The organism is Brenneria sp. g21c3, assembly GCF_040240345.1.
Lineage (GTDB): Bacteria > Pseudomonadota > Gammaproteobacteria > Enterobacterales > Enterobacteriaceae > Brenneria.
Map to the genome: position 1 here is coordinate 1 of NZ_JBEIAB010000001.1, position 19,836 is coordinate 19,836.

The window sequence follows — 19,836 nt, forward strand, 5'->3', positions numbered from 1 at the left end:
TCGGCCTGTTTGAGGATGGCGATGATCTGACTGTCGGTAAAGCGTGATTTTTTCATAGCGAATCTCCTGCGTTCAGATTACGAGAAAATTCTACTTATGAACACTCCGCTTTTTCGGGGGGATTACCCAGCCACCGAATCGGAACCATCCATAATTAACGAGTAGAAAAAAAAGCAGATCCAGACAGTTCAGGATCGGCTTTCTCTACATTGTCTGTTCTTGGGAAGGCTGTTTCGCAGAGATATTGAGCCCATTCTCAATAATCAAGAAAACTTCATTTAAAACATCAGAATAAAGTGCTGAAGGGGAATTACGCTTCTTCCAGATATCATGAGCAGCCCAATGGGCATAATCCAAAACGCCAACAATAACGTTTGGTCGAATATCAACGTCAGCATCAACGCCGATACGTTGAGCGATCAACGAAATGATTGAATTTCTTCTGCTTTCACCATTTTGAAGGTTTTTGGCGCGAACCAAAGGATGGCTCCTTAACAGTTCCTGCAAAGTGATGAATCGATCTGCATCAAATCCATAGGAACCCGCTTCACACCCTTTTACGACCTGAACGGCAGAATGCCTAAGCGCGGTCAAGATTGGCTCATGCGCAGGGCGACTAATGAGCGCTGCAATAAAATCCTTGTGTTCAGCTTCTTGATAGTCAAGAACAACATCTTCTTTTGCCGCAAAATAGCGAAAGAACGTTCGGGTCGAAACGTCAACCTTTTCAGTGATATCCTCAATTCGAGTCTCATCAAAACCTTTTTCGGCAAACAGCTCATAAGATGCCGTTATCAAGGCATCACGGAGCTGAATTTTCTTACGTTCACGGCGACTCACTTCTTTTTTGTCTGTCACGCGCTCGCCCCTCTACTCTTACCCGGCAATAAAAATCAAACCCAATAACTCTAGTCTCATCAAGACATTTGTACAACTCATATAAATAGCATTTAATGTTATTTGACTTGTAAAAACTTTTGTCATTAAATGACACTTAATCGTACCCAGCATCTCGTGTGAAAAATGTCCGGTGACGGTTTAGATCGGGCCTTTCTGCCGTCCTCATAAGCTCTATTCCTCAATTTACAAGGAACATGGACTATGAACAGCGCTACAGAAATCATCACTGTCTCATCTTATGAAGGCGAGCTAAGCCCATATGCAATGGATATCTGGGTTGAAACTGGTCGTAATGAAAACAGCCATCAATTTACCGTAGCTCTACATAAACGGCTTCCAAGCGCCATCGATCCAGAACGCCTCAAGCAAGCCGCCGAGCGAGTTCTGGCATCCGAGCCGGCGGCACACAAGGCGTTCCACAATGACGAAGGGATGACCCGCCAGATAGCGCCTGATATCTCTATTGATGTCCAAGACGCAGCAATCAGACTGTCTAAGCCTGCGCTTATTATTGGGGCTACACATGATCACCTGGCGCCTTCATCTTATGCAAAAACTGTGGTAGCCGCTATTTCAGGTTCTCGTTATGTGGAATTAGATACTGGTCACCTTGCGCATATAGAACGTCCCGATGAGTTTATCTCTCTTCTAAAAGACTTTTTCTTATCGGGGGATAAATAATGATTTCTCAACGAGATCTAAAAACCTCGAACGCTAAACTGACTAAAGCTGAAAATTCATCTGCTGCAAGTATTCGCGAATGGGCAGGTTTGGCGCTATTAGCCTTACCTACCATATTGCTTGGGCTTGACCTTACGCTTATACACCTGGCCCTTCCTGCTCTGGCCGCAGATTTACAACCAACCAGTACACAGGCGTTATGGATTATGGACGCCTATGGATTCATGATTGCTGGTTTCCTGATAACGATGGGCACGCTAGGCGATCGCATCGGCCGTCGTAAGCTCCTGATGATCGGTGCCGGAGCCTTCGTGGCGGCCTCGATAGTCGCGGCTTTTTCGACCAGTGCGACGATGCTGATTTTGGCGCGAGCGGCACTAGGGATAGCGGGCGCAACGCTCATGCCATCGACCCTGGCGCTTATAAGTAATATGTTTAGTCATCCACGCCAACGGGCGTTTGCAATCGGCGTATGGGCGACAATGTTTGCGTTAGGTATGGCTATTGGGCCTGTGGTGGGAGGCTTATTACTGAAATATTTCTGGTGGGGCGCGGCCTTCTTAGTCGCGGTTCCTATTGTTGCTTTGTTACTTATTCTCGCGCCATTTTTATTGCCAGAATACCGTGATCCTCACGCAGGAAAAATTGATCTTTATAGTGCAGTTCTCTCTCTCATATCCATTCTAATGATTATCCATGGCTTGAAGAATCTCGCCCAATATGGGGTAACGTCAAATGACATTATTATCATCACTATAGGACTGAGTTTCGGATTCATCTTTATTTATCGACAGCGAAGACTGCATGACCCATTGCTCGATATGGCTTTATTTAAAAATCGTGCTTTTTCTGTTGCCTTGATAGTGTTGCTGTTCGGCCTTATAGCCGTCGGTGGAACCATGCTTCTTGTTACTCAATATTTGCAAATGGTTGTGGGATACTCACCATTCATAGCAGGACTTTGGATGGGGCCGCCTGCATTGGCGATGGTAATAGCTGGAATCGGATCCCCTATCCTCTCAAGACGTATTCGTCCAGGCTTTGTCGTAGCGGGTTCGTTAAGTTTATCAGTTATTGGCTACTTGATGCTAAGCCAAGTCAATGCAAGTCATACTGGCGTTGGAATTGTAGTTTCCGGTTTCTCTTTAGCCTATTTAGGCCTTGGTACCATCGCGGCCCTGGGTACCGATCTTGTCGTTGGATCAGCACCGGCAGAAAGAGCAGGCTCTGCATCAGCTATATCCGAGACAGTACAAGATCTGGGAATATCACTCGGAATTGCCATACTCGGCAGTATGGCAACAAGCATTTATCGCCGAGAAATGCTCGAATTAACGCCAAGTTCCCTGTCAGATGAGCAATACACTGCGGTAACAGATAGTTTATGGGCTGCCTTATCAGTCGCTGCAAACTTGACTCCCGAAATAATTATGGATGTGAAAGGCGCCTTTACTATTGGATTCAAAATGGTGGCCATTGTGAGTTCCATCGGCGTTTCTATTTTGGCTGTTCTTGCCGTGACAATGTTAAAAAACGTCAAGAGCCATACGACATAAACGTGAAAATAATAGCTTTTCATTCTCATCGATATTCTGATTGGATATTTAAAATATCTATCAGCCTCTTATTGAACAGAAAGAATTCCTGATGGAGTACTTAATATGGATAACCCATACCGCGAGCTATTTAGCACTCCTGGCACTATCGCCTTCTCCGTGGCGAGTCTTGTCGCTCGCATTTCATTGCCAATGACAGGGATCGGCATCATCACAATGTTGTCTCAATTACGTGGTAGTTACACGCTGGCGGGAACCGTCTCTGCTACCTTTGTGTTGACCTACGCGTTATTGTCTCCGCAGATATCACGTCTTGTCGATAGATACGGGCAAAGACGAATACTGCCTGTAACAGCAGCAACTAGCGCCCTTGGCATATTCGCTTTGCTCATCAGTTCCTGGTGGCAAACTCCAGACTGGACATTATTTATCGGTGCCTTTCTCGCTGGCTTTATGCCCAGCATGTCCGCGATGGTACGAGCTCGTTGGACTGCTATCCATCGGGGTCAACCACGGCTACAGACCGCCTACTCTTTGGAAACCGTCCTCGATGAGGTCACTTTTATTGCCGGCCCTCCACTTTCGATTGGTCTGAGCGTGATGTTATTTCCCCAGGCCGGGCCTTTGGTTGCAGCAATACTGTTACTCGCCGGTGTGTTTTCCTTTGTAGTACAAGGTTCCGCCGAACCGCAGATCGAAACGCATGACTCCACCTCTGTCCACACGGGATCCGTTATTCAACAGGCAGATCTGCGCTTGCTGACATTGTTGCTGGTTGCGATGGGCGTCATCGTCGGCACCGTCGATATCACCAGCGTGGCGTTTGCCGAGCAACTCGGGCAGCCCGCTGCGGCCAGCTTAGTTCTCTCTGCTTATGCGGTAGGTTCCTGCTTGGCCGGACTTCTGTTCGGCACGATAAAACTAAAAACCCCACTGCATCGTTTGCTGCTATTGGGGGGATTGGCAACCGCAGCAACGACATTGCCCTTACTACTGGTCGGCAGTATCCCCTTGTTGGCCGCGGCCGTGTTCGTTGCAGGCCTGTTTTTCGCACCCACGATGATTGTCGCCATGTCTATCGTTGAGCGCATAGTGCCGGAAAACCAACTGACTGAAGGTATGACTTGGCTGCTGGCCGGGTTGAATGTTGGCGTGGCCTTTGGCGCAGCCACATCCGGTCAAGTGGTGGATATCGGCGGCGCAGGAGCCGGATTTACTGTGGCATTTTGCGCGGGAGCTGTCGTGTTGCTGGTGGTGATTTGGGGGCATCGACGACTGCGTACCTGCAATCTCGCGCGGCTGCCAGTCATTGATCAAAAACCCTCGAACATACGATAACCACCGTCCTGCTCGAGAAGCTGGAAGTACAGTAAGCAGCCTACCCCAACTAAGAGAGCTAATTCATAAATTGTCTCCAAAAATCGCAGCCGAGGAGCGGCCCTGTCGCATCGCTTCCCGGAGGTGTTCACCGCCAAAGTATTTGTAAGGATCGAGAAATTTTATCGTAGCCGATATCGGTGGCACGTCGCCCAAAGATTCAGAAGCTCTCACCGTCGCGCCGATGGTTAAATTCCCCCAATAAAAATTATCCGGCTTAATACACGCTCAGTTCAGAAAAAACGATGACATCAAAATGCTTGAATATGTTTTTCGACTGGGCCATGGTATCGGAATCGCGGCAGGGAAATCCGATAGAGCTCAGCAAATAGCCAACCCTATTCTCAATAGTCGCATTGGCGGAACGGTTCAAATTTAAGAGGCAAGATCTGATGCAGCATGCTTTTTCCTTATCATTGCACATAATAGTTCTTTTTCTGTTTTTCTTTTTTTTGGTTCGTCTGTTTTATCGGATTCGTGACAAAAAGGAATCTACCGCCAATGATGAAACAATGAAGAAAATATCTCAAAGCTCATTTATCCTGAAAAAACTTGGCATCAACAGAGAAGATTATTATTATGACCGTTTTTATTTTTATCAGGTTAGAGAACAATATACTAACAAAATTCCGTTATCAAAAATAATAAGAGTCAGTCCTGATATCATCAAAATAAACGGGAGACGCAAATGGTCAGTGCGGTATATTGCTCATGACGCAGAAAAAGAGGTGACATTCGTTCATAACTTCACACTTTTTAATCGTAATTTCGCTGGATTCCTGTCCGCAGTAAAGGAAGCAAACCCTAATGCAGACGTTAAGGCGCTGACCATTTTTTCATTTTGACTGGACGGCATGTTCTTTTTTGCCGCTATCGCTCTATTTTCACTCTTATTGACTCACTTCTTGCGCTCAGGCGCGCGCCATTTTTTTAACAGGTAGTTTATGCCGCGGAAGACCGTTAAGACGCGCAGCGCGCGTGACGTAGACCCGGAAGCGTTAAAGCCATCCGCTGGCCGTTTACGCTAAATCAGCGCCAGATCGACTTCCGGCAGCGATTCAAACCCCGGCCGCGCGAAATAGTATCCCTGCGCGTAGTCAATGCCCAGCCCGGCAAGAAAAGCATACTCCTGCCGGGTTTCAATCCCTTCCGCCAGTACGCCGACATTCAGCTCTCTCAACATGCGGATAGTATTGGACACGATAATTTGCCGCGTTGGATCTGTATCGATATTGCGAATCAGCGCCATATCCAGCTTTACGATATTGGTCTGAAAGTCCGCCAGCAGATTCAGTCCGGAATAGCCGGCGCCAAAATCATCAATAGCGGTGTGAAAACCGAGACTTTTATAGTAGGCGACGATGTGCTGAATATGTTTGTTGTCGATGGCCTGCTCCGTCTCTGTAAACTCAAACATGATATTTTCGACGGGAAAACCACTGCTTTGCGCCGTTTCCAGCGTGGAACGAATACAGCGCTCCGGCTGGTAAATGGCATTAGGCAAAAAATTAATGCTGAGCATACCGGACAAGCGGAGTTTGGCCGCCAACGCAATCGCCTTGATACGGCACTGCTGGTCGAATCCGTAAAGCTTATCCTGGCTGACCTGCGAAATAATGCTGTACGCCGACTCATTACTTGTTCCGCGTACTAGCGCCTCGTAGCCGAAAATACGCCGGGCGGCGCAGTCCACTATCGGCTGAAACGCCATGGTGAAATCGAAACCTAAGTTAGCGCTATTTTTACATCGCCCGCAGGGGGCGGGTACTGCGTGAAGAGCCGGGGGATTCATAGTTACCTACCTGAAGATCAAATAAATGAAACCTGGCGCGCCGATCAAACCACCCTTGACGGCCGCAAATATCTTTAACGGCGCCAATCGGCGGGAAGCCGCCCTTCACAGCGAAATAAGCGGTGGAACAGCGATTGACCTCGTCGAAAGCCAGCGTCAAAAAGTGTAGTGTTTATCGGCTCAATGGCGCTGAAAGTTAGCGGAAATTTCGCTCAGGCGGTGAAATAGGGACTAAAACTGGCCGCTGCGATGATAATAATCTGGGGGTTGTTGCCGGAAGATTGAGACGCCGGTAGGTGGAATGGATATTCTTTAATCGAGCGCGGGATACGGTTATCGGGCGAAAGAGATGGCCGGCGGTCGCGCCGCCGGCCTGTATAGCGTGAAAATTAAAACGAAGTCCAGTCCCCTTTATTGGACGCCGCGGTTTTACCACCGTCCCGCGCGGATTTATGCTCCAGCGCTGTCGTGGATAACGCCGGCTTGCCTGCCGCTGACGACGCGTTCGATGACTGCGCTTGCGTCAGACGAAATACGTTGACCACCTGCTCCAGCTGTTCAGCCTGCTGTTGCAGCGACTGCGTGGCCGAGGCCGCTTCGTTGACCAGCGCGGCGTTTTGCAGGGTCGTCTGTTCCATCTGGGTCACCGCCACGTTCACCTGATCGATCCCCAATGATTGCTCCAGGCTGGCGGCGCTGATTTCACTCACCAAATCGCTGACTTTGCGCACGCCGCCGACAATATCCAGAATGGACGCGCCGGCCTGTTCCACCAGCCGATTGCCCGTTTCAACGGTCTGTACCGAATGGGCGATCAGATCTTTAATCTCTTTGGCCGCCGACGCGCTGCGCTGGGCCAGACTACGCACTTCGCCGGCCACCACCGCGAATCCCCGGCCCTGCTCGCCCGCCCGCGCGGCTTCCACCGCTGCGTTAAGCGCCAGAATATTAGTCTGGAAAGCGATGCTGTCGATGACGCCGATAATGTCGACAATCTTCTTCGATGAGGAGTCGATGGCGCCCATGGTCTGCACCACTTCGTTCACCAACTGTCCGCCCGACTGAGCCTGTCCGGCGGTGGACTGCGCCATCTGATTGGCCTGTTTGGCGTTGTCCGCATTCTGGCGAACGGTGGAGGCCAACTGCTCGATAGCGGCCGCCGTCTGCTGCAATGCGCTGGACTGTTCTTCGGTACGGCTGGAGAGATCGAGGTTGCCGGCGGAAATTTGCGAAGACGCCCCGGCGATAGAGACCGCCCCCTGACGCACCTCGCCCACGACATTGCGCAGTCGCAGCGTCATATTGCGTAAGGCGTGCAGCAACAGCGCGGTTTCATCCCGCCCTTCCGGACGCACATCCTGAGTAAGATCGCCGTCGGCCACCGAGTTAGTGATATGCACCGCATGTTCCAAAGGCCGCACGATGCTGCGGGTAAGAAACCAGGCCAGCAGCGAACCGACCACCGAAATCAGCAGGCCGATCCCCCCCAGAAACAGAAAGCCGTTGCTGGCTGCGCGAGAAATATCCACGCCCAGTTGGTCGATGGCGGCGCGCTGAAAGTCGCGCAGCGCCTGCAATGACGCCAGATAACGCTGCGTCGCCGGTTGAAAATCCTTTTCAAACAGCGTTACGGCCTTTTCCAACTGGCCGCTCGATTTCGTTGTAATAACCAAATCGCGCGCCTTGAGGTAGTTCTTGCGCATCTCGTTCAACTGGTCGAATAACGCCTGTTCCCGCTCGCTGGAGATCAGATTGGCGAACGCGCTCTGCCGCTCGCCGGCGCCCTTGCTGGTGGCCACATAGTCCGCCGCGAACAGCGTGGATAACGCGTCATCGTTACTGCGTGCAATGGCGATAGTGCGCTGCACGCTGGCATTGATAATGTTATACCAGTCCGTCACCAGCCGTTCCTTACGCAGCGGCTCCTGCATCATTCGCTGGGTTTGCTGATCGATCTGGTTAAGCTGATAGACGCCGCACGCCAGCATCACCAGTGAAAAGATGATAAGCATGCCAAATCCCATCGCCAACCGAATCCCGATTCTGTAATTTTTCATTCCTTCACTTCCTTCGTGTGTCTTACTTTTACCTACAATGCGAATAGCGCTATCCCGGCGTTAAACGGGAAATATAGGGTGTGTGAAGATGGGATATCCATCTGATGGAATAACGCCGGGCAAATGGGTAACAACACTATTTTTCAGCTAACCTTCAGGGCGAATGAAGGTACATTCGTGCTAACTGAAATCATTTCAAATGTTTATTACCCGCCCCCTTATCGGCGAAAAGGAAGAGAAGTTTATGCCTATTATTGGTAATAACGATAAAATGCGAAAGTTTGATAGCTTTATCTAATCAAATGGAGTGTATTGATCGTTATATTCTATTTCATGCGCATTTGGTAAACAGTTTCGGCGCCGATTTACCCATGGCGGAAAAACCGGCGCCGTCGAATCATTACGCTAAATAAGGTTGGCCGAAATAGCGCCGCCGGCAGAGTCGCAGCCGCGCGATATAGAAGGAAAAAACCTGCTGAAATGGCGTCCACCGCCGCGGGGGGAAATCAGCTTTCGCACGCCAGGCGATTCAGCTTTTCCACTCAGCGACAATCCCGTCCGTCGGCTTCACCCGGATGGCATTTCCCGGCAGACTCAGCTCTGCCCAGACTTCATTATGTTGACCAATCAGTTGTTGAGCCGTCGCATGGGTTCGGTTCGAGGTGGTATGAGCGTCGGAAGCAACGGTAATGGCATAGCCTTTGCTGGCGCCGACTTTGATTGTCGTGTCCAGGCAATAATCCGTCGCACAACCGCAGATGACGAAGTTATCGGCGTTTAGCCGATGAAGAACATTTTCCAGCTCGGTATGCCAGAAAGCATCACTCGCGGTTTTATTCACATAAATAGCTTCATCCGGTTGCGCAAGCTCCGGTAAAATCCGCCATAACTCGCCGCCTTCCGTCATTTCGCCTTCGATATGCTGAATGAATATCGTCCTATCCGCCTGCGATATCAATTTATTGATCCGCCCGACGCAACCTTCCCTGTCATAGCGCGGCGCGGCAAATACGCCATTTTGCATATCAACAACGATTAATAGTCTCATTTAATAACCCCAGTACTTTATATCCCTGATAAGAGCCTATCACGGCTGGCGCCACCACTGAGAAAAAGTCTGTCTCGCATCGTCGATGGCGACATATTCGCCGATACGCGGGGTCATTAATCGCCATGCCTGATGTTGACTGGCCTGAAAGAGTCGTTCCAAAGGGTCGTTCCAGCGATGATGCGCCAGTTTGAATTTACTGTTGTGAACGGGCAACACCGCCTGCGCGCGCAAATCACTGGCTGCCAGAGCGGTTTCTTCCGGCGTCATATGCACATGCGGCCAGCCGTGATCATACTGACCACATTCGACGATGGCGATATCAAACCCGCCCAAACGCCGGGCAATCTCTTTGTAATGCGGGCCATAACCGCTATCGCCCCCCAGATAAATACGGTGCCGCGCGGTGATCAGCGCAAAAGATCCCCATAATGTCCGATTACGTTTAAATAAGCGGCCGGAAAAATGCTGCGTCGGCAGAATATGGATGGTCAGGTCATTCCTTTTCACCACGCTGAACCAATCCCCCTGCGTAATTTTTTCCCGTGCGAATCCCCATCTGGCAAAATACGACCCCACGCCCGTCGGGGCGACGATATGGCGGATTTTCCCGCGCAACGCCTTAATTGTAGGATAATCCAGATGATCCCAGTGATCGTGCGTAATCAGCAGATAATCAATCTCCGGGATATCCTCCGGCGCGTAAATGTTGCTGCCCCTGAAAGCGACATTGGTTCCGGGTACCGGCGATGCGCTGCGGCTGAATACCGGATCGACTAAAAAACGCAGCCCTTCCATCTGAATAAAATAGCTGGAATGTCCCATCCAGATAATCACATTATCGGTTATGCTCAGGGCATGCAGGTCGGTCTTTTGCGACGGCATCACAGAGGCGGGAACCGCGCCGGGATCTTTACCGAACAGCAAGCGGTACCACAGCATAAAATAACTCTGGCTATGGCTTATGATCGGTTGTTCAATCTGGTTATGAAAACGGCCATCACGAAAGTTCGGCGTTCCCTGATCCGGCTTCACCTCCGGCGAAACATACTGCGGTTGCCGCAGCCAGACATAAATAACCAGTACGACGATAACAAGTAATAAAAGCATATCCTCTATCCAAGACCTCTTTCCATTGGGATTAACGTTGTCCCGCATCGGCTGGCGCTACGCGCTAATCAAAGCAAGATGACAGCGTAACACCTGGCAAATACGCATGTCATCCGGCCTATCTGTTTGTCACGGCGCAACGGCGTCAAATAAACGAGACACGGGAACGCACGAGGATAAAGCCAGCGCACTTGCAATTGGCAAGATTAAGGGTATATAACGGAAGTCAGCAGGTAATTAACATCAACATGTGGCGATATAATTCGTTCTACTATAGTGACGGCAATATTTATTAAAAGAATAAAAGCATCTAGATAATGATTTTTCCCTTATATGGACTTTAGACTAATTCAAGGATTTTTATGATGTATTCTTTTGTTGCACGACAGCCTATTTTTGACCGAAATCTGAATACCGTGGCTTATGAACTGCTCTTCAGAAACGGACTTAACAATACTTTTCCTTCCGTTTCAGACGAATACGCCACAACCCAGATGATATCCGACCAATTTCTCTGTACGCCGCACTCCCGGCTTGTTGGTAACTATTCTTCTTTTATTAATTTTCCTTACCAGATGATCATTCAGGGCCTGGCTGATGCGCTGCCGCGAGAGGAGGTGGTCATTGAAATACTTGAAAATGCCGAACCGGATGATCATTTGCTTAAAGCGATAAAACGGTTACATCATAACGGATTTCGTATTGCGCTCGATGATTTTTCTTTAAGCGCCGAATGGGATAGATTCATTCCCTATATTACCCTGATAAAGTTCGATATCAGAATGAATACTTTCAGCGAGATAGATAACTATATAAAATCTCATAAACAAAAACTCCAGCATGTTACCTTTCTCGCCGAAAAAATTGAAACCTACGTTGAATTTGAAAAATATAAAAGACAGGGATTCGGTCTTTTTCAAGGGTATTTTTACAGCAAACCCGAGCTAATAAAAAACCGGCGCCTCTCACCCAATGAAATTTCCGCATTTCAACTGATGCTTGAGGTGAATTCAGACAAGCCCGACTTTAATAAAATAGAGATGATCATTAAGCGTGACTTGTCGCTCTCTTATAAAATCATGCGTTATGCTAAAAACGCCTTATATAAAACAGGCGGTAGTCATAACGTTAATCGGCTGTCTTTCAAAGCCATTGCCATGTATCTGGGTAAAAATGAGCTGAGGCGCTTTGTCTCCGTTGCCTGCCTGGCAGACAAGGATAATATAAAAACGCCGGAGCTCTATCATACCAGTTTGGTCAGAGGGCGATTCTGTGAACTGATTGCCGAGCACTTCAAGCTGTACGACCTCTCGCAAGACGCTTTTCTTTGCGGCCTTTTCTCTTTGCTGGATATTATTCTCGACATCCCGCTGGATGAACTGTTTAAGCAGGTCACGATATCCGACATCGTGACGGATACATTGCTTCGCCATGAAGGGATGCTATACCCGTTGTTAAATCTTGCGCAATTATATGAGCAGCAACGCTGGGAAGAGGCCAACACCGCGATCGCCCAGCTCAATATCTCTGAAAAGATGGTGATTAAAACCATGAGCGACGCCATCAAATGGACCGATGAATTTCAGCTATGATGATAAAACTCATTACTGTACTGATTCATTTCGGCTTTATATTCCTTTCCAGAGCCCTCTTCATCCCATATTTTTATCGCGTATTTTTTCCATTCCTGCGCCAGATTATCCAGTTCATGGCTGAACTTAAATACCGCGTCAGGCTAAATAAGCAACCCGACTTTATAAATCGCTAAGGATATTGATAACCAAAATGTGTGAGTTGATATTTCAGCTATCTGCCGGTCGTCAGGTATGCCGTGTTTCATCACCAGTTCGTTTTCGCGTGATATTGACGACCCGTTCGGCGTGCCGCCCACCCGTTACGAAGCTGTCGCGCAGCCCTGTCGCCGGACAATAACGGGCGTGGGTAAGAAGGTGGCAAACATTGAAATTTGTACTATCATTTTTCTGTATAATGCAATGATTACATTGCATATTTTTAACATCTCATCAATTTTCAGGAAAACGAATCATGAAAGTATGGAATAAAGTTCTGCTGGCTTCGCTGATCGGATTAGCTATCGCCGGCTGTGACGACTCTTCCAAAGTGGATGCGCAACTGGATAAAGCGAAAGATAACGCGCAGCAAATCAAAGAAGCCGCCGATAGCAAGGCCGATCAGCTCACGGACGCGGCGAAGCAGAAAGCCGATGAATTGAAGAAAGATGCGTCCACGCATATCGACCAGCTCAAGTCGGAATCCGCGGCGATTAAAAATGAAGCCGATCAACGCGCCAAGGCCATTACCGAAGAGGCGAAAGCGAAGGCCGGCGACATCAAAGAACAGGCCAAACAGCAGAGCGACCAAATCGTCGAGCAGGCAAAAGATATCAAGGATAACGCCATCAGCGGCGCGCAAAATCTTTCCACCGAAGCGCAAAAACAGACCCAGGCGATCAAAGACAGCATCAGCAAAGATAACGCTCAGCAGACAACAACCCCGGATGCTCAGCCGGCGCCGGTAACCGAAGCGGAACCGACGCCCGCCACGCACAGCCACCCTTAATGGATTTTGCTGTCGCATGACTTAATCAATCAGGGCCGTCTGACGGCCCTTTTCCCTTCACAAGGGGCTGTTAGTCACAAATTTACGGATAACGGTATATAGGTTCAGTGTTATTTCGTGCGCGAAAAGAAAGATAATTTTATGCCACGTCGAAGCACGCGCCCGACAAGGCGCGGAATAGCGTTGCACCTTCCCTTCAGAAAACGATATCTCGGCCGCTTGCCTGCGCCAGCGATTGAGCGTAGGATTTTGATGATTAAAAACCAACCGGTCTAAATCATGGACGCCGAATCTCATTCCGAACTGAAACCGCGCCGGGGACGACCGCCGAAAACGGCGCGCGGCTTCGCCGATACGCGTGAGGAATTGATTCGCTCCGGTCTGGAAGTGATTACCGAGACCGGCTATCTGTCCGCCGGCATTGAGACGATAATTAAAAATATTTCGGTGCCGAAGGGCTCTTTTTATCATTACTTCAAAAGTAAAAAAGAGTTCGGTCGCGCGGTGCTAACGGCTTACGCTTCATTTTTCGCTCACCGGCTGGATAAGTTTTTACTGCATACTCCGTCGCCGCCTTTGCAACGACTGCAAGACTTTGTCGCCCATGCGGGGCTGTCCATGGCGAAATATGACTTTAAGCGCGGATGTCTGGTCGGCAATCTGCTGCAAGAATCTCCACTGCTTCCTGACGATTACCCCGACATGCTCAAAGCCATTCTGCAAGACTGGGAAAACCGCGTTGCGCAATGTCTGGAAGAAGCGCAACGGGCCGGGCAGCTCGCCGTGACCACCTCCCCGGCCTTGCTCGCGCGGATTTTTTGGTCCGGCTGGGAAGGCGCCGTTATGCGGGCGAAATTATTCCGCTCGGCGGAACCGCTGGAGCAGTTCTGGTCTTTCTTTCTGCAAAGCATTGATAAAAAGAACACCTGCGATCGGGAAAATGAAAAAAACCGTTTTCCGAACCTTAACTCTTCTTCACCACCGGGACGTGGTGTGTGACTCATTACCGCGTTATCCGCCCCTGCCGGAAAGCGGCATTTCAGGCCGGAAGGAACGCTTAACCATAAAGGCGCAATAATGAAAGCTCTCGTACTCGAACAACAAGACGATAAAACCCTGGCTGAAGTAAAAGACATTACGCTTCCCCCGATGGCGGACGGCGACGTGTTAGTGGATGTCGCCTGGTCCGGCCTGAATTACAAGGACGCGCTGGCGATCACCGGTAAAGGAAAAATTATCCGCCAATTCCCGATGATCCCCGGCATTGATTTTTCCGGTCGGGTAAACCAAAGCAACGATCCTCGCTTTGTCCCCGGCCAGTCGGTGATTTTAACCGGCTGGGGCGTGGGCGAAACCCACTGGGGCGGTCTGGCGCGACAAGCCTGCGTCAAAGGCGAGTGGCTGACGCCGTTGCCCGAAGGGCTGGATGAGCGACAGGCCATGATAATCGGCACCGCAGGTTTTACCGCCATGCTTTGCGTCATGGCGCTGGAAGACGCGGGCATAAAACCGGACAGCGGCAAGGTCGTGGTGACCGGCGCCAGCGGCGGCGTGGGCAGCACCGCCGTCGCCTTGCTGCATGCGCTGGGTTATTCCGTGGCGGCGATAACCGGCCGTGAGGCGACGCATGACTATTTGCGCCGACTCGGCGCCGGCGAAATTCTGCCGCGCGCCGATTTTGCGCAATCCCGACCGCTGGAAAAACAGCTTTGGGCGGGCGCGGTGGATACCGTGGGCGACGCCGTGCTGGCGAAAGTGCTGGCGCAGACCAATTATGGCGGCTGCGTCGCCGCCTGCGGCCTGGCGGGCGGATTCAACCTGCCGACCACGGTTATGCCTTTCATCCTGCGCAACATCCGTTTGCAGGGCGTGGATTCCGTCTTCCTCCCCGCTGATCGTCGGGCCGAGGTCTGGCGTCGATTAGCGAAAATTCTGCCGGAGAGCTTTTACCAGCAGGCCGCCAGCGAAATCAGCCTGCAAGAAGCGCCCCGCGCCGCCGCAAATCTTTTGCAGAATAAAATCCAGGGGCGCACGCTGGTCAGGATTGACGGCGAATAACCCCTAATTTGAGTATCCGGCGGGCAGGAAAATAATCCGTCGTCGTGAGTGATAATCAATAGATGTTGTCAGGGGGAGCAACGCGCCTACGCGGGTCGCGCCCCTGACGCTATACGGATACTCGCGACCCTAAATCCGCATCCTGACGATCGCCGCTCACCAGATGGGTAAGCTCGCTGCACCGATAGATGCGCTGGTTTCTCAACGTAAAATGCGCCAGCACCTGTATTGTACTGCGAGCGCCATCTTGCTTTTCAACGTCCACCAAATGGTGCGTCAGCACTTCGTCCCCTTGCGACGCCACAGCCACAATTGTCAGCGTCATAGATCGCGTAACCTGCTTGAGCAATGCCATGTGATGTAAAAAATCTTCATAACATAAGTAATTACCATTTACCCATTGCTCATAGTCCGCATCGAAAAGCTCGGTCATTAATGCCGGGTTATGAACCGGCGAAGTGATTATCTGGCGTAATGCCGCCAACACATGTCGTTTTGCGGAATATTCCATTTTCGTCTCCCTGGTTGCGTGAATACAGAGAGCTTAAACCAACCAAAGTCTGTCATAATAACCATATTCTGACATTAAATAATGATTTTAAGCCATAATGATTATCCGCAGCGAAAAACTGGAACATACGAAAAAGCACCTAACGCCCTGGCACCAGCATGACGCAGGCCAGCTTTACTGGTTAAATCGGGGCATGATTACGCTTGAGACGCCGGTTCAACAAGGGGCGTTGACGCCGGGTTGTATTGGCTGGTTTCCGCCGCATGTCGCCCATCAGGCATGCGCTTTTGGTCATATGACGGGATTTATCCTCTATCTGACGGCGGAATATTGTCGGGAACTCCCTACCGCGCCGCAAATTTTCAGCGCAAATCGCCTATTGCAGGCGCTGGTGGAACGTATCGCCAACCTGAATGCGACTTCATTAACGGCACAACATCTGCGCCTGGTTCAGGTTCTCATCGACGAACTGTCATCAGCCCCGACGGCGCCGTCGCATCTGCCGATGCCGCAGGATAACCGGGCGCTGAAAGTCGCGCGCGAAATACTCGAAAATCCGGCCGATCCCCGCCCTCAGTCGCAATGGGCCGATTATGGCGGCTTGAGCGCGCGAACGCTGAGCCGGCTTTTTCTGGCGCAAACGGGGCTCAATTTCGCGCACTGGCGTCAGCAAGCCCGTCTGTTGCGCTCCATGGAACTATTGGCGAAAGGCGATCCCGTCGGCAACGTCGCTACGGCCTGCGGCTACGAAAACGTCAGCGCCTATATCGCGGTTTTTCGTCAACGCTTCGGAATTACGCCCGGCGGCTATTTTGCTGAAAAACAGGGTTATTAGCGGCCGCCGGCGGACGGAATTTTACTGGTAAGTCAGCGTAAAGGTGGCGTCGCCGTTGGCGGAACCGGCGGTCACGCTATCCTGCGTCGCCACATACTGGCCGTAGAACACCAGTTGCGCATTGCTGACGCCGGCGGTCAACGGGTATTGCTCGCTCGCACCGCCAAGCGGAATACGATTGCGATCTTTATCCAGAATCGCGATACCGACATGCGCGGCGGTGCTTTCGCTATTCAACGCCAACAGCGTCGAGTCGTTCGCATCCGCCGTACCGGAAAACGTGGCGGAGACCGAAGACACCGCCGAACCGCAGCGTTCAAGATTGACGGCAAACCTGACCGGATCCGCCCCCGCTTTACCTGCGGTGAACTGCTTTGCGGCCAGCGTTCCCATATTGACGGTTTGCTCCTGCGAAGCCACGCTGACCGCACAACTGTTCGACACCAGTGTCGCGGTGAGCCGCATATTCGTTGATCCCAGCTCCGCGTGTGCGGACAACAAACCGCCCCACAACCCGGCCGCCAATGCCAGATGCTTGGCCGACGCCCGACGGCGCCAAATAGCAGACAATATCATCGTGACGCCTCCATCAGTCAAAGTCGACGCGCAGATAGGCCAGCGCGCTCACGACGCCCGCCTCTGGCGTATTGCCCGTTACGCTGACCGGGTAAGCGGTGATCGTCACGTTGGCGCTGGCGTTGTCATCCAGCGTAAAGGGCAGCACGCTGGAGAGGTCGTTAGGCGTCAGCGGGCGACTGCTGCTGTCGGTCACGACGAAGCCGACATCGCTGTTATCGGAGACAATCGCATTCCCGGACGCCGTATCCGCCTGAACGCGCAGCGACAGGTTGGTCTGAGCCTCAATGCCGTTACAGGCGATGCCGATCGTCCGGGTGGCCGCTTTCACGCCGTCAGGCTTGCTTCCGGCCGAGCTGAATGCGCCGGTGGAAATATTGCCGAAATCGATGGAGATCACTTGCCCCGCATTCAGCGTACAGCTTTGCGGCACCGTCATCGTACCGCTCAAAAAACCTTGCACCAGAGGGGATCCGGTTCCCTGCCCCAGGCTGCCTTGATTGCCGTACACAGCGAAGATGGGCATTAGCGGCAGCGTCGTCACGCCGACGAATTTGCGTTTAATGCGGAAACTCACCTGTACCCGGCTGCCGGTGGTCGCCATGCCGCCGCAGCGGCCGTTACAGTTATTGGATAAATCGACAAAGGGAACATTGTGATAGCTACTGCCGCCCGATGCGTTATACACGTAGATCTGCGAGGCGACCTGCAAATAATCATTGCCGATAATGTCGTACCAGTTAGCGGAGCCGTCGGAAAAAGAGAAGCTCAGGGAGGATCCTGGCTGGGCGGTATAATAGACGGTATCTCTATTATTACATCCGCCGCTAATGGTATACGAACCGCTGTCTGTTTTTTGGTTCCAGCCGGTGGTATAGCCGACATAGTTTTGCTGCGAGGCGAACTGAAAATTGAAATCATAATTCACGGGCGTACCCGCCGCGGTATTGCACTGTATCGCCAGGGCGTGCTGCGCGGCCAAAAAACAGAATACGGCCAGCATTAGCTGCCACTGTTCTTTTACTCTCAATCCGATTAACGTTATTACTGCTCTTTGCATAACTACTCCGCCTTGGCATGGCGCCTGCTGGTTTACTGTCCCGCGGTTACTGGTAACTCAGTGTAAAAGTGGCGTCGGCATTGGCCGAGCCGGGCGTCACGGCGGCGCCGGTTCGCACGTACTGCCCGTAGAACGTCAAGGGTTGATTACCGCCGCCGGCGGTCAGCGCGTAAACTTCGCTCGGCTGACCGATAGCAATGCGATTGCGATCTTTATCCAAAATCGCCACCGCGACATTCGAGGCCGAACTGTCGCTATTGAGCGCCAGCAGCGTGCTATCGTTGGCGTCTTGCGTGCCGGTAAAAGTGACTTGTACGCCGGTCGTCGCCGCGCCGCAGTCCTCCAGGGTAATCTGGAAGCGAGTCGGGTACGGGCTTTGCTGCGCGCCGATAAATTGCTTGCTGGCCCAGTTCCCCAGATCCACGGTTTTGTTCACGCTGTCCTGGCTGACGACGCAACTGTTGGCAAGCACCGTGACGGTCAACTGCACATTGCTCAGCCCCAAATCCGCCAGCGCGGACGGCGCCAGTATGACGAGCAGCAGGCCAACGCCGAATTTCAAGCCGCGACGCCCGGCTGCGCGGGCGGTCGAATGGAGAGATAAAGAAGCAGTCACCTGATTTCCTCCTGCTAGTAAAAGTCGACGCGCAAATAGCCTTTACCTGTCGCCAGTCCGACCTGCGGCGTCTTGCCGGTGACGCTGACCGGATAAGCGCCTATCCTGACATTGGCGCTGGCGGCATCGTCAAGGACGAACGGGATCACGCTCGACAGGGTGTTGGGCGTCAACGGATTGTTGTCGCCGTCGGTGATGATGAAGCCGATATCGGCGTTGTCGGACACGATCATATTGTCTTTCACCGTATCGGCCTGCACGCGCAGCGACAGGCTGGTCTGCGCTTCAATACCCTTGCACTGAATACCGATGTTACGGCTGACTGGCGTGACGCCCTCCGCTTTTTGACCGACGGTTTTGAACGCGCCGGCGGACACGCTGCCGAAATCAATACTGATGATCTGGCCGGCATTCAGCTCACAGCTTTGCGGCACCGTGACCGTACCGCTCAAATAGCCTACGGCCAGCGGGCTGCCGGTTCCCTGCCCCGCGCCGCCCTGATTGGCGTACAGATAAAAAATCGGAATGGAGGATATCGTCGTGATACCGACGAAAGGACGTTTGATGCGAAAGTTGACCCGTACCTTGCTGCCGCTGGCCAGGGTTGTACCGCAGCGGCCGTTACAGTAATTATTGACGTCGGTGAACGGCACATACTGGTACTGAAGTTGTCCCAGATTGACGTTATTGATGGCGATCTGCGAGGCGACTTGCAGATAATCATTGCCGCTGATGTCGTACCATTTGGTATCGCCTTCGGCGACGGCGAAGGTCAGCGACGGGCCGACCTTTGAGGTGAAATAGGTATCGGGACCGCCTTTACATCCGCCGCCGATCGACGAGGAGCCTGAAGCGCTTTCATTCCGCCAGCCGGTTTCATAACCGGCATAGTTCTGGCTTGAGGCGATCGTATAATTAAAATTGTAGGTAGTCGGGGAACCGGTGGTCGTATTGCACTGAACGGCCCATCCCAACTGCGGCAGCCCCAGCGCCCCCGCCGTCAGCGCGATCCCCAGCGCCTTGCCGCGCGTGACGCAGACGATTTCTTTTACAAGTTTTTTCATTAGTGTTCCGCTTTT

Annotated in this window: 19 protein-coding genes; 9 read left to right on the forward strand and 10 right to left on the reverse strand. The window is 51.6% G+C overall.

Annotation, left to right across the window (positions count from 1 at the left end):
• Positions 1 to 204: 204 nt before the first annotated feature.
• Entirely contained in the window at positions 205 to 858 is a 654-nt protein-coding gene (locus tag ABRZ28_RS00005) for a TetR family transcriptional regulator (protein ID WP_330519177.1), read from the reverse strand.
• Between the two features lie 243 nt (positions 859 to 1,101).
• Here ABRZ28_RS00005 and ABRZ28_RS00010 point away from each other — a divergent pair, with 243 nt between their 5' ends.
• The 4 genes from ABRZ28_RS00010 (at position 1,102) to ABRZ28_RS00025 (ending at position 5,359) form a co-directional block, all read left to right on the forward strand.
• A complete protein-coding gene (locus ABRZ28_RS00010; protein WP_330519178.1) occupies positions 1,102 to 1,581 on the forward strand; it encodes an alpha/beta fold hydrolase in 480 nt (159 codons plus the stop codon).
• Entirely contained in the window at positions 1,581 to 3,137 is a 1,557-nt protein-coding gene (locus tag ABRZ28_RS00015) for an MFS transporter (protein WP_330519179.1), read from the forward strand. Before ABRZ28_RS00010 ends, ABRZ28_RS00015 begins: the two co-directional genes overlap by 1 nt.
• Positions 3,138 to 3,242: 105 nt before the next feature.
• The gene (locus tag ABRZ28_RS00020; protein ID WP_330519180.1) at positions 3,243 to 4,475 is read left to right on the forward strand and encodes an MFS transporter; all 1,233 of its coding nucleotides are present in this window, start codon (positions 3,243 to 3,245) and stop codon (positions 4,473 to 4,475) included.
• 431 nt (positions 4,476 to 4,906) lie between these two features.
• The gene (locus tag ABRZ28_RS00025; RefSeq protein ID WP_319603883.1) at positions 4,907 to 5,359 is read left to right on the forward strand and encodes a hypothetical protein; all 453 of its coding nucleotides are present in this window, start codon (positions 4,907 to 4,909) and stop codon (positions 5,357 to 5,359) included.
• Between the two features lie 179 nt (positions 5,360 to 5,538).
• Here ABRZ28_RS00025 and ABRZ28_RS00030 read toward each other — a convergent pair whose 3' ends face one another.
• From ABRZ28_RS00030 to ABRZ28_RS00045, 4 genes are all read right to left on the reverse strand, one after another.
• A complete protein-coding gene (locus tag ABRZ28_RS00030; protein ID WP_330519181.1) occupies positions 5,539 to 6,306 on the reverse strand; it encodes an EAL domain-containing protein in 768 nt (255 codons plus the stop codon).
• 389 nt (positions 6,307 to 6,695) lie between these two features.
• Positions 6,696 to 8,363, reverse strand: coding sequence for a methyl-accepting chemotaxis protein (locus ABRZ28_RS00035; RefSeq protein ID WP_319603881.1), 1,668 nt, complete (start codon positions 8,361 to 8,363; stop codon positions 6,696 to 6,698).
• A gap of 529 nt (positions 8,364 to 8,892) precedes the next feature.
• The gene (locus ABRZ28_RS00040; protein WP_319603880.1) at positions 8,893 to 9,411 is read right to left on the reverse strand and encodes an isochorismatase family protein; all 519 of its coding nucleotides are present in this window, start codon (positions 9,409 to 9,411) and stop codon (positions 8,893 to 8,895) included.
• A gap of 39 nt (positions 9,412 to 9,450) precedes the next feature.
• Positions 9,451 to 10,521, reverse strand: a complete 1,071-nt coding sequence (locus ABRZ28_RS00045) for an MBL fold metallo-hydrolase (RefSeq protein ID WP_330519182.1) — start codon at positions 10,519 to 10,521, stop codon at positions 9,451 to 9,453.
• Positions 10,522 to 10,883: 362 nt separating this feature from the next.
• On the opposite strand from ABRZ28_RS00045, the gene ABRZ28_RS00050 reads away from it, so the two are divergent.
• The 4 genes from ABRZ28_RS00050 (at position 10,884) to acuI (ending at position 15,159) form a co-directional block, all read left to right on the forward strand.
• Positions 10,884 to 12,113, forward strand: a complete 1,230-nt coding sequence (locus tag ABRZ28_RS00050; protein ID WP_319603878.1) for an EAL and HDOD domain-containing protein — start codon at positions 10,884 to 10,886, stop codon at positions 12,111 to 12,113.
• 454 nt (positions 12,114 to 12,567) lie between these two features.
• The gene (locus ABRZ28_RS00055; RefSeq protein WP_319603877.1) at positions 12,568 to 13,101 is read left to right on the forward strand and encodes an E3 ubiquitin--protein ligase; all 534 of its coding nucleotides are present in this window, start codon (positions 12,568 to 12,570) and stop codon (positions 13,099 to 13,101) included.
• Positions 13,102 to 13,380: 279 nt separating this feature from the next.
• Positions 13,381 to 14,100, forward strand: a complete 720-nt coding sequence (acuR, locus tag ABRZ28_RS00060) for an acrylate utilization transcriptional regulator AcuR (RefSeq protein WP_330519183.1) — start codon at positions 13,381 to 13,383, stop codon at positions 14,098 to 14,100.
• 78 nt (positions 14,101 to 14,178) lie between these two features.
• Positions 14,179 to 15,159, forward strand: a complete 981-nt coding sequence (gene acuI, locus ABRZ28_RS00065; protein ID WP_319603875.1) for an acrylyl-CoA reductase (NADPH) — start codon at positions 14,179 to 14,181, stop codon at positions 15,157 to 15,159.
• Between the two features lie 109 nt (positions 15,160 to 15,268).
• Here acuI and ABRZ28_RS00070 read toward each other — a convergent pair whose 3' ends face one another.
• Entirely contained in the window at positions 15,269 to 15,670 is a 402-nt protein-coding gene (locus ABRZ28_RS00070) for a nuclear transport factor 2 family protein (RefSeq protein WP_330519184.1), read from the reverse strand.
• A gap of 94 nt (positions 15,671 to 15,764) precedes the next feature.
• On the opposite strand from ABRZ28_RS00070, the gene ABRZ28_RS00075 reads away from it, so the two are divergent.
• Positions 15,765 to 16,505: a helix-turn-helix domain-containing protein gene (locus ABRZ28_RS00075; RefSeq protein WP_319603995.1), complete on the forward strand. Its 741-nt coding sequence runs from the start codon at positions 15,765 to 15,767 to the stop codon at positions 16,503 to 16,505.
• 21 nt (positions 16,506 to 16,526) lie between these two features.
• Here the strand turns inward: ABRZ28_RS00075 and ABRZ28_RS00080 are convergent, their stop codons facing one another.
• From ABRZ28_RS00080 to ABRZ28_RS00095, 4 genes are read right to left on the reverse strand one after another with little or no spacing between them, the layout of a single operon-like run.
• Complete coding sequence (locus tag ABRZ28_RS00080) at positions 16,527 to 17,081, reverse strand: fimbrial protein (RefSeq protein ID WP_330519185.1); 555 nt, start codon at positions 17,079 to 17,081, stop codon at positions 16,527 to 16,529.
• 13 nt (positions 17,082 to 17,094) lie between these two features.
• Positions 17,095 to 18,141, reverse strand: coding sequence for a fimbrial protein (locus ABRZ28_RS00085; protein ID WP_330519186.1), 1,047 nt, complete (start codon positions 18,139 to 18,141; stop codon positions 17,095 to 17,097).
• A gap of 46 nt (positions 18,142 to 18,187) precedes the next feature.
• Entirely contained in the window at positions 18,188 to 18,757 is a 570-nt protein-coding gene (locus ABRZ28_RS00090; protein ID WP_330519187.1) for a fimbrial protein, read from the reverse strand.
• A 14-nt stretch (positions 18,758 to 18,771) separates the two neighbouring features.
• A complete protein-coding gene (locus ABRZ28_RS00095) occupies positions 18,772 to 19,821 on the reverse strand; it encodes a fimbrial protein (RefSeq protein ID WP_330519188.1) in 1,050 nt (349 codons plus the stop codon).
• Between the last annotated feature and the right edge of the window lie 15 nt (positions 19,822 to 19,836).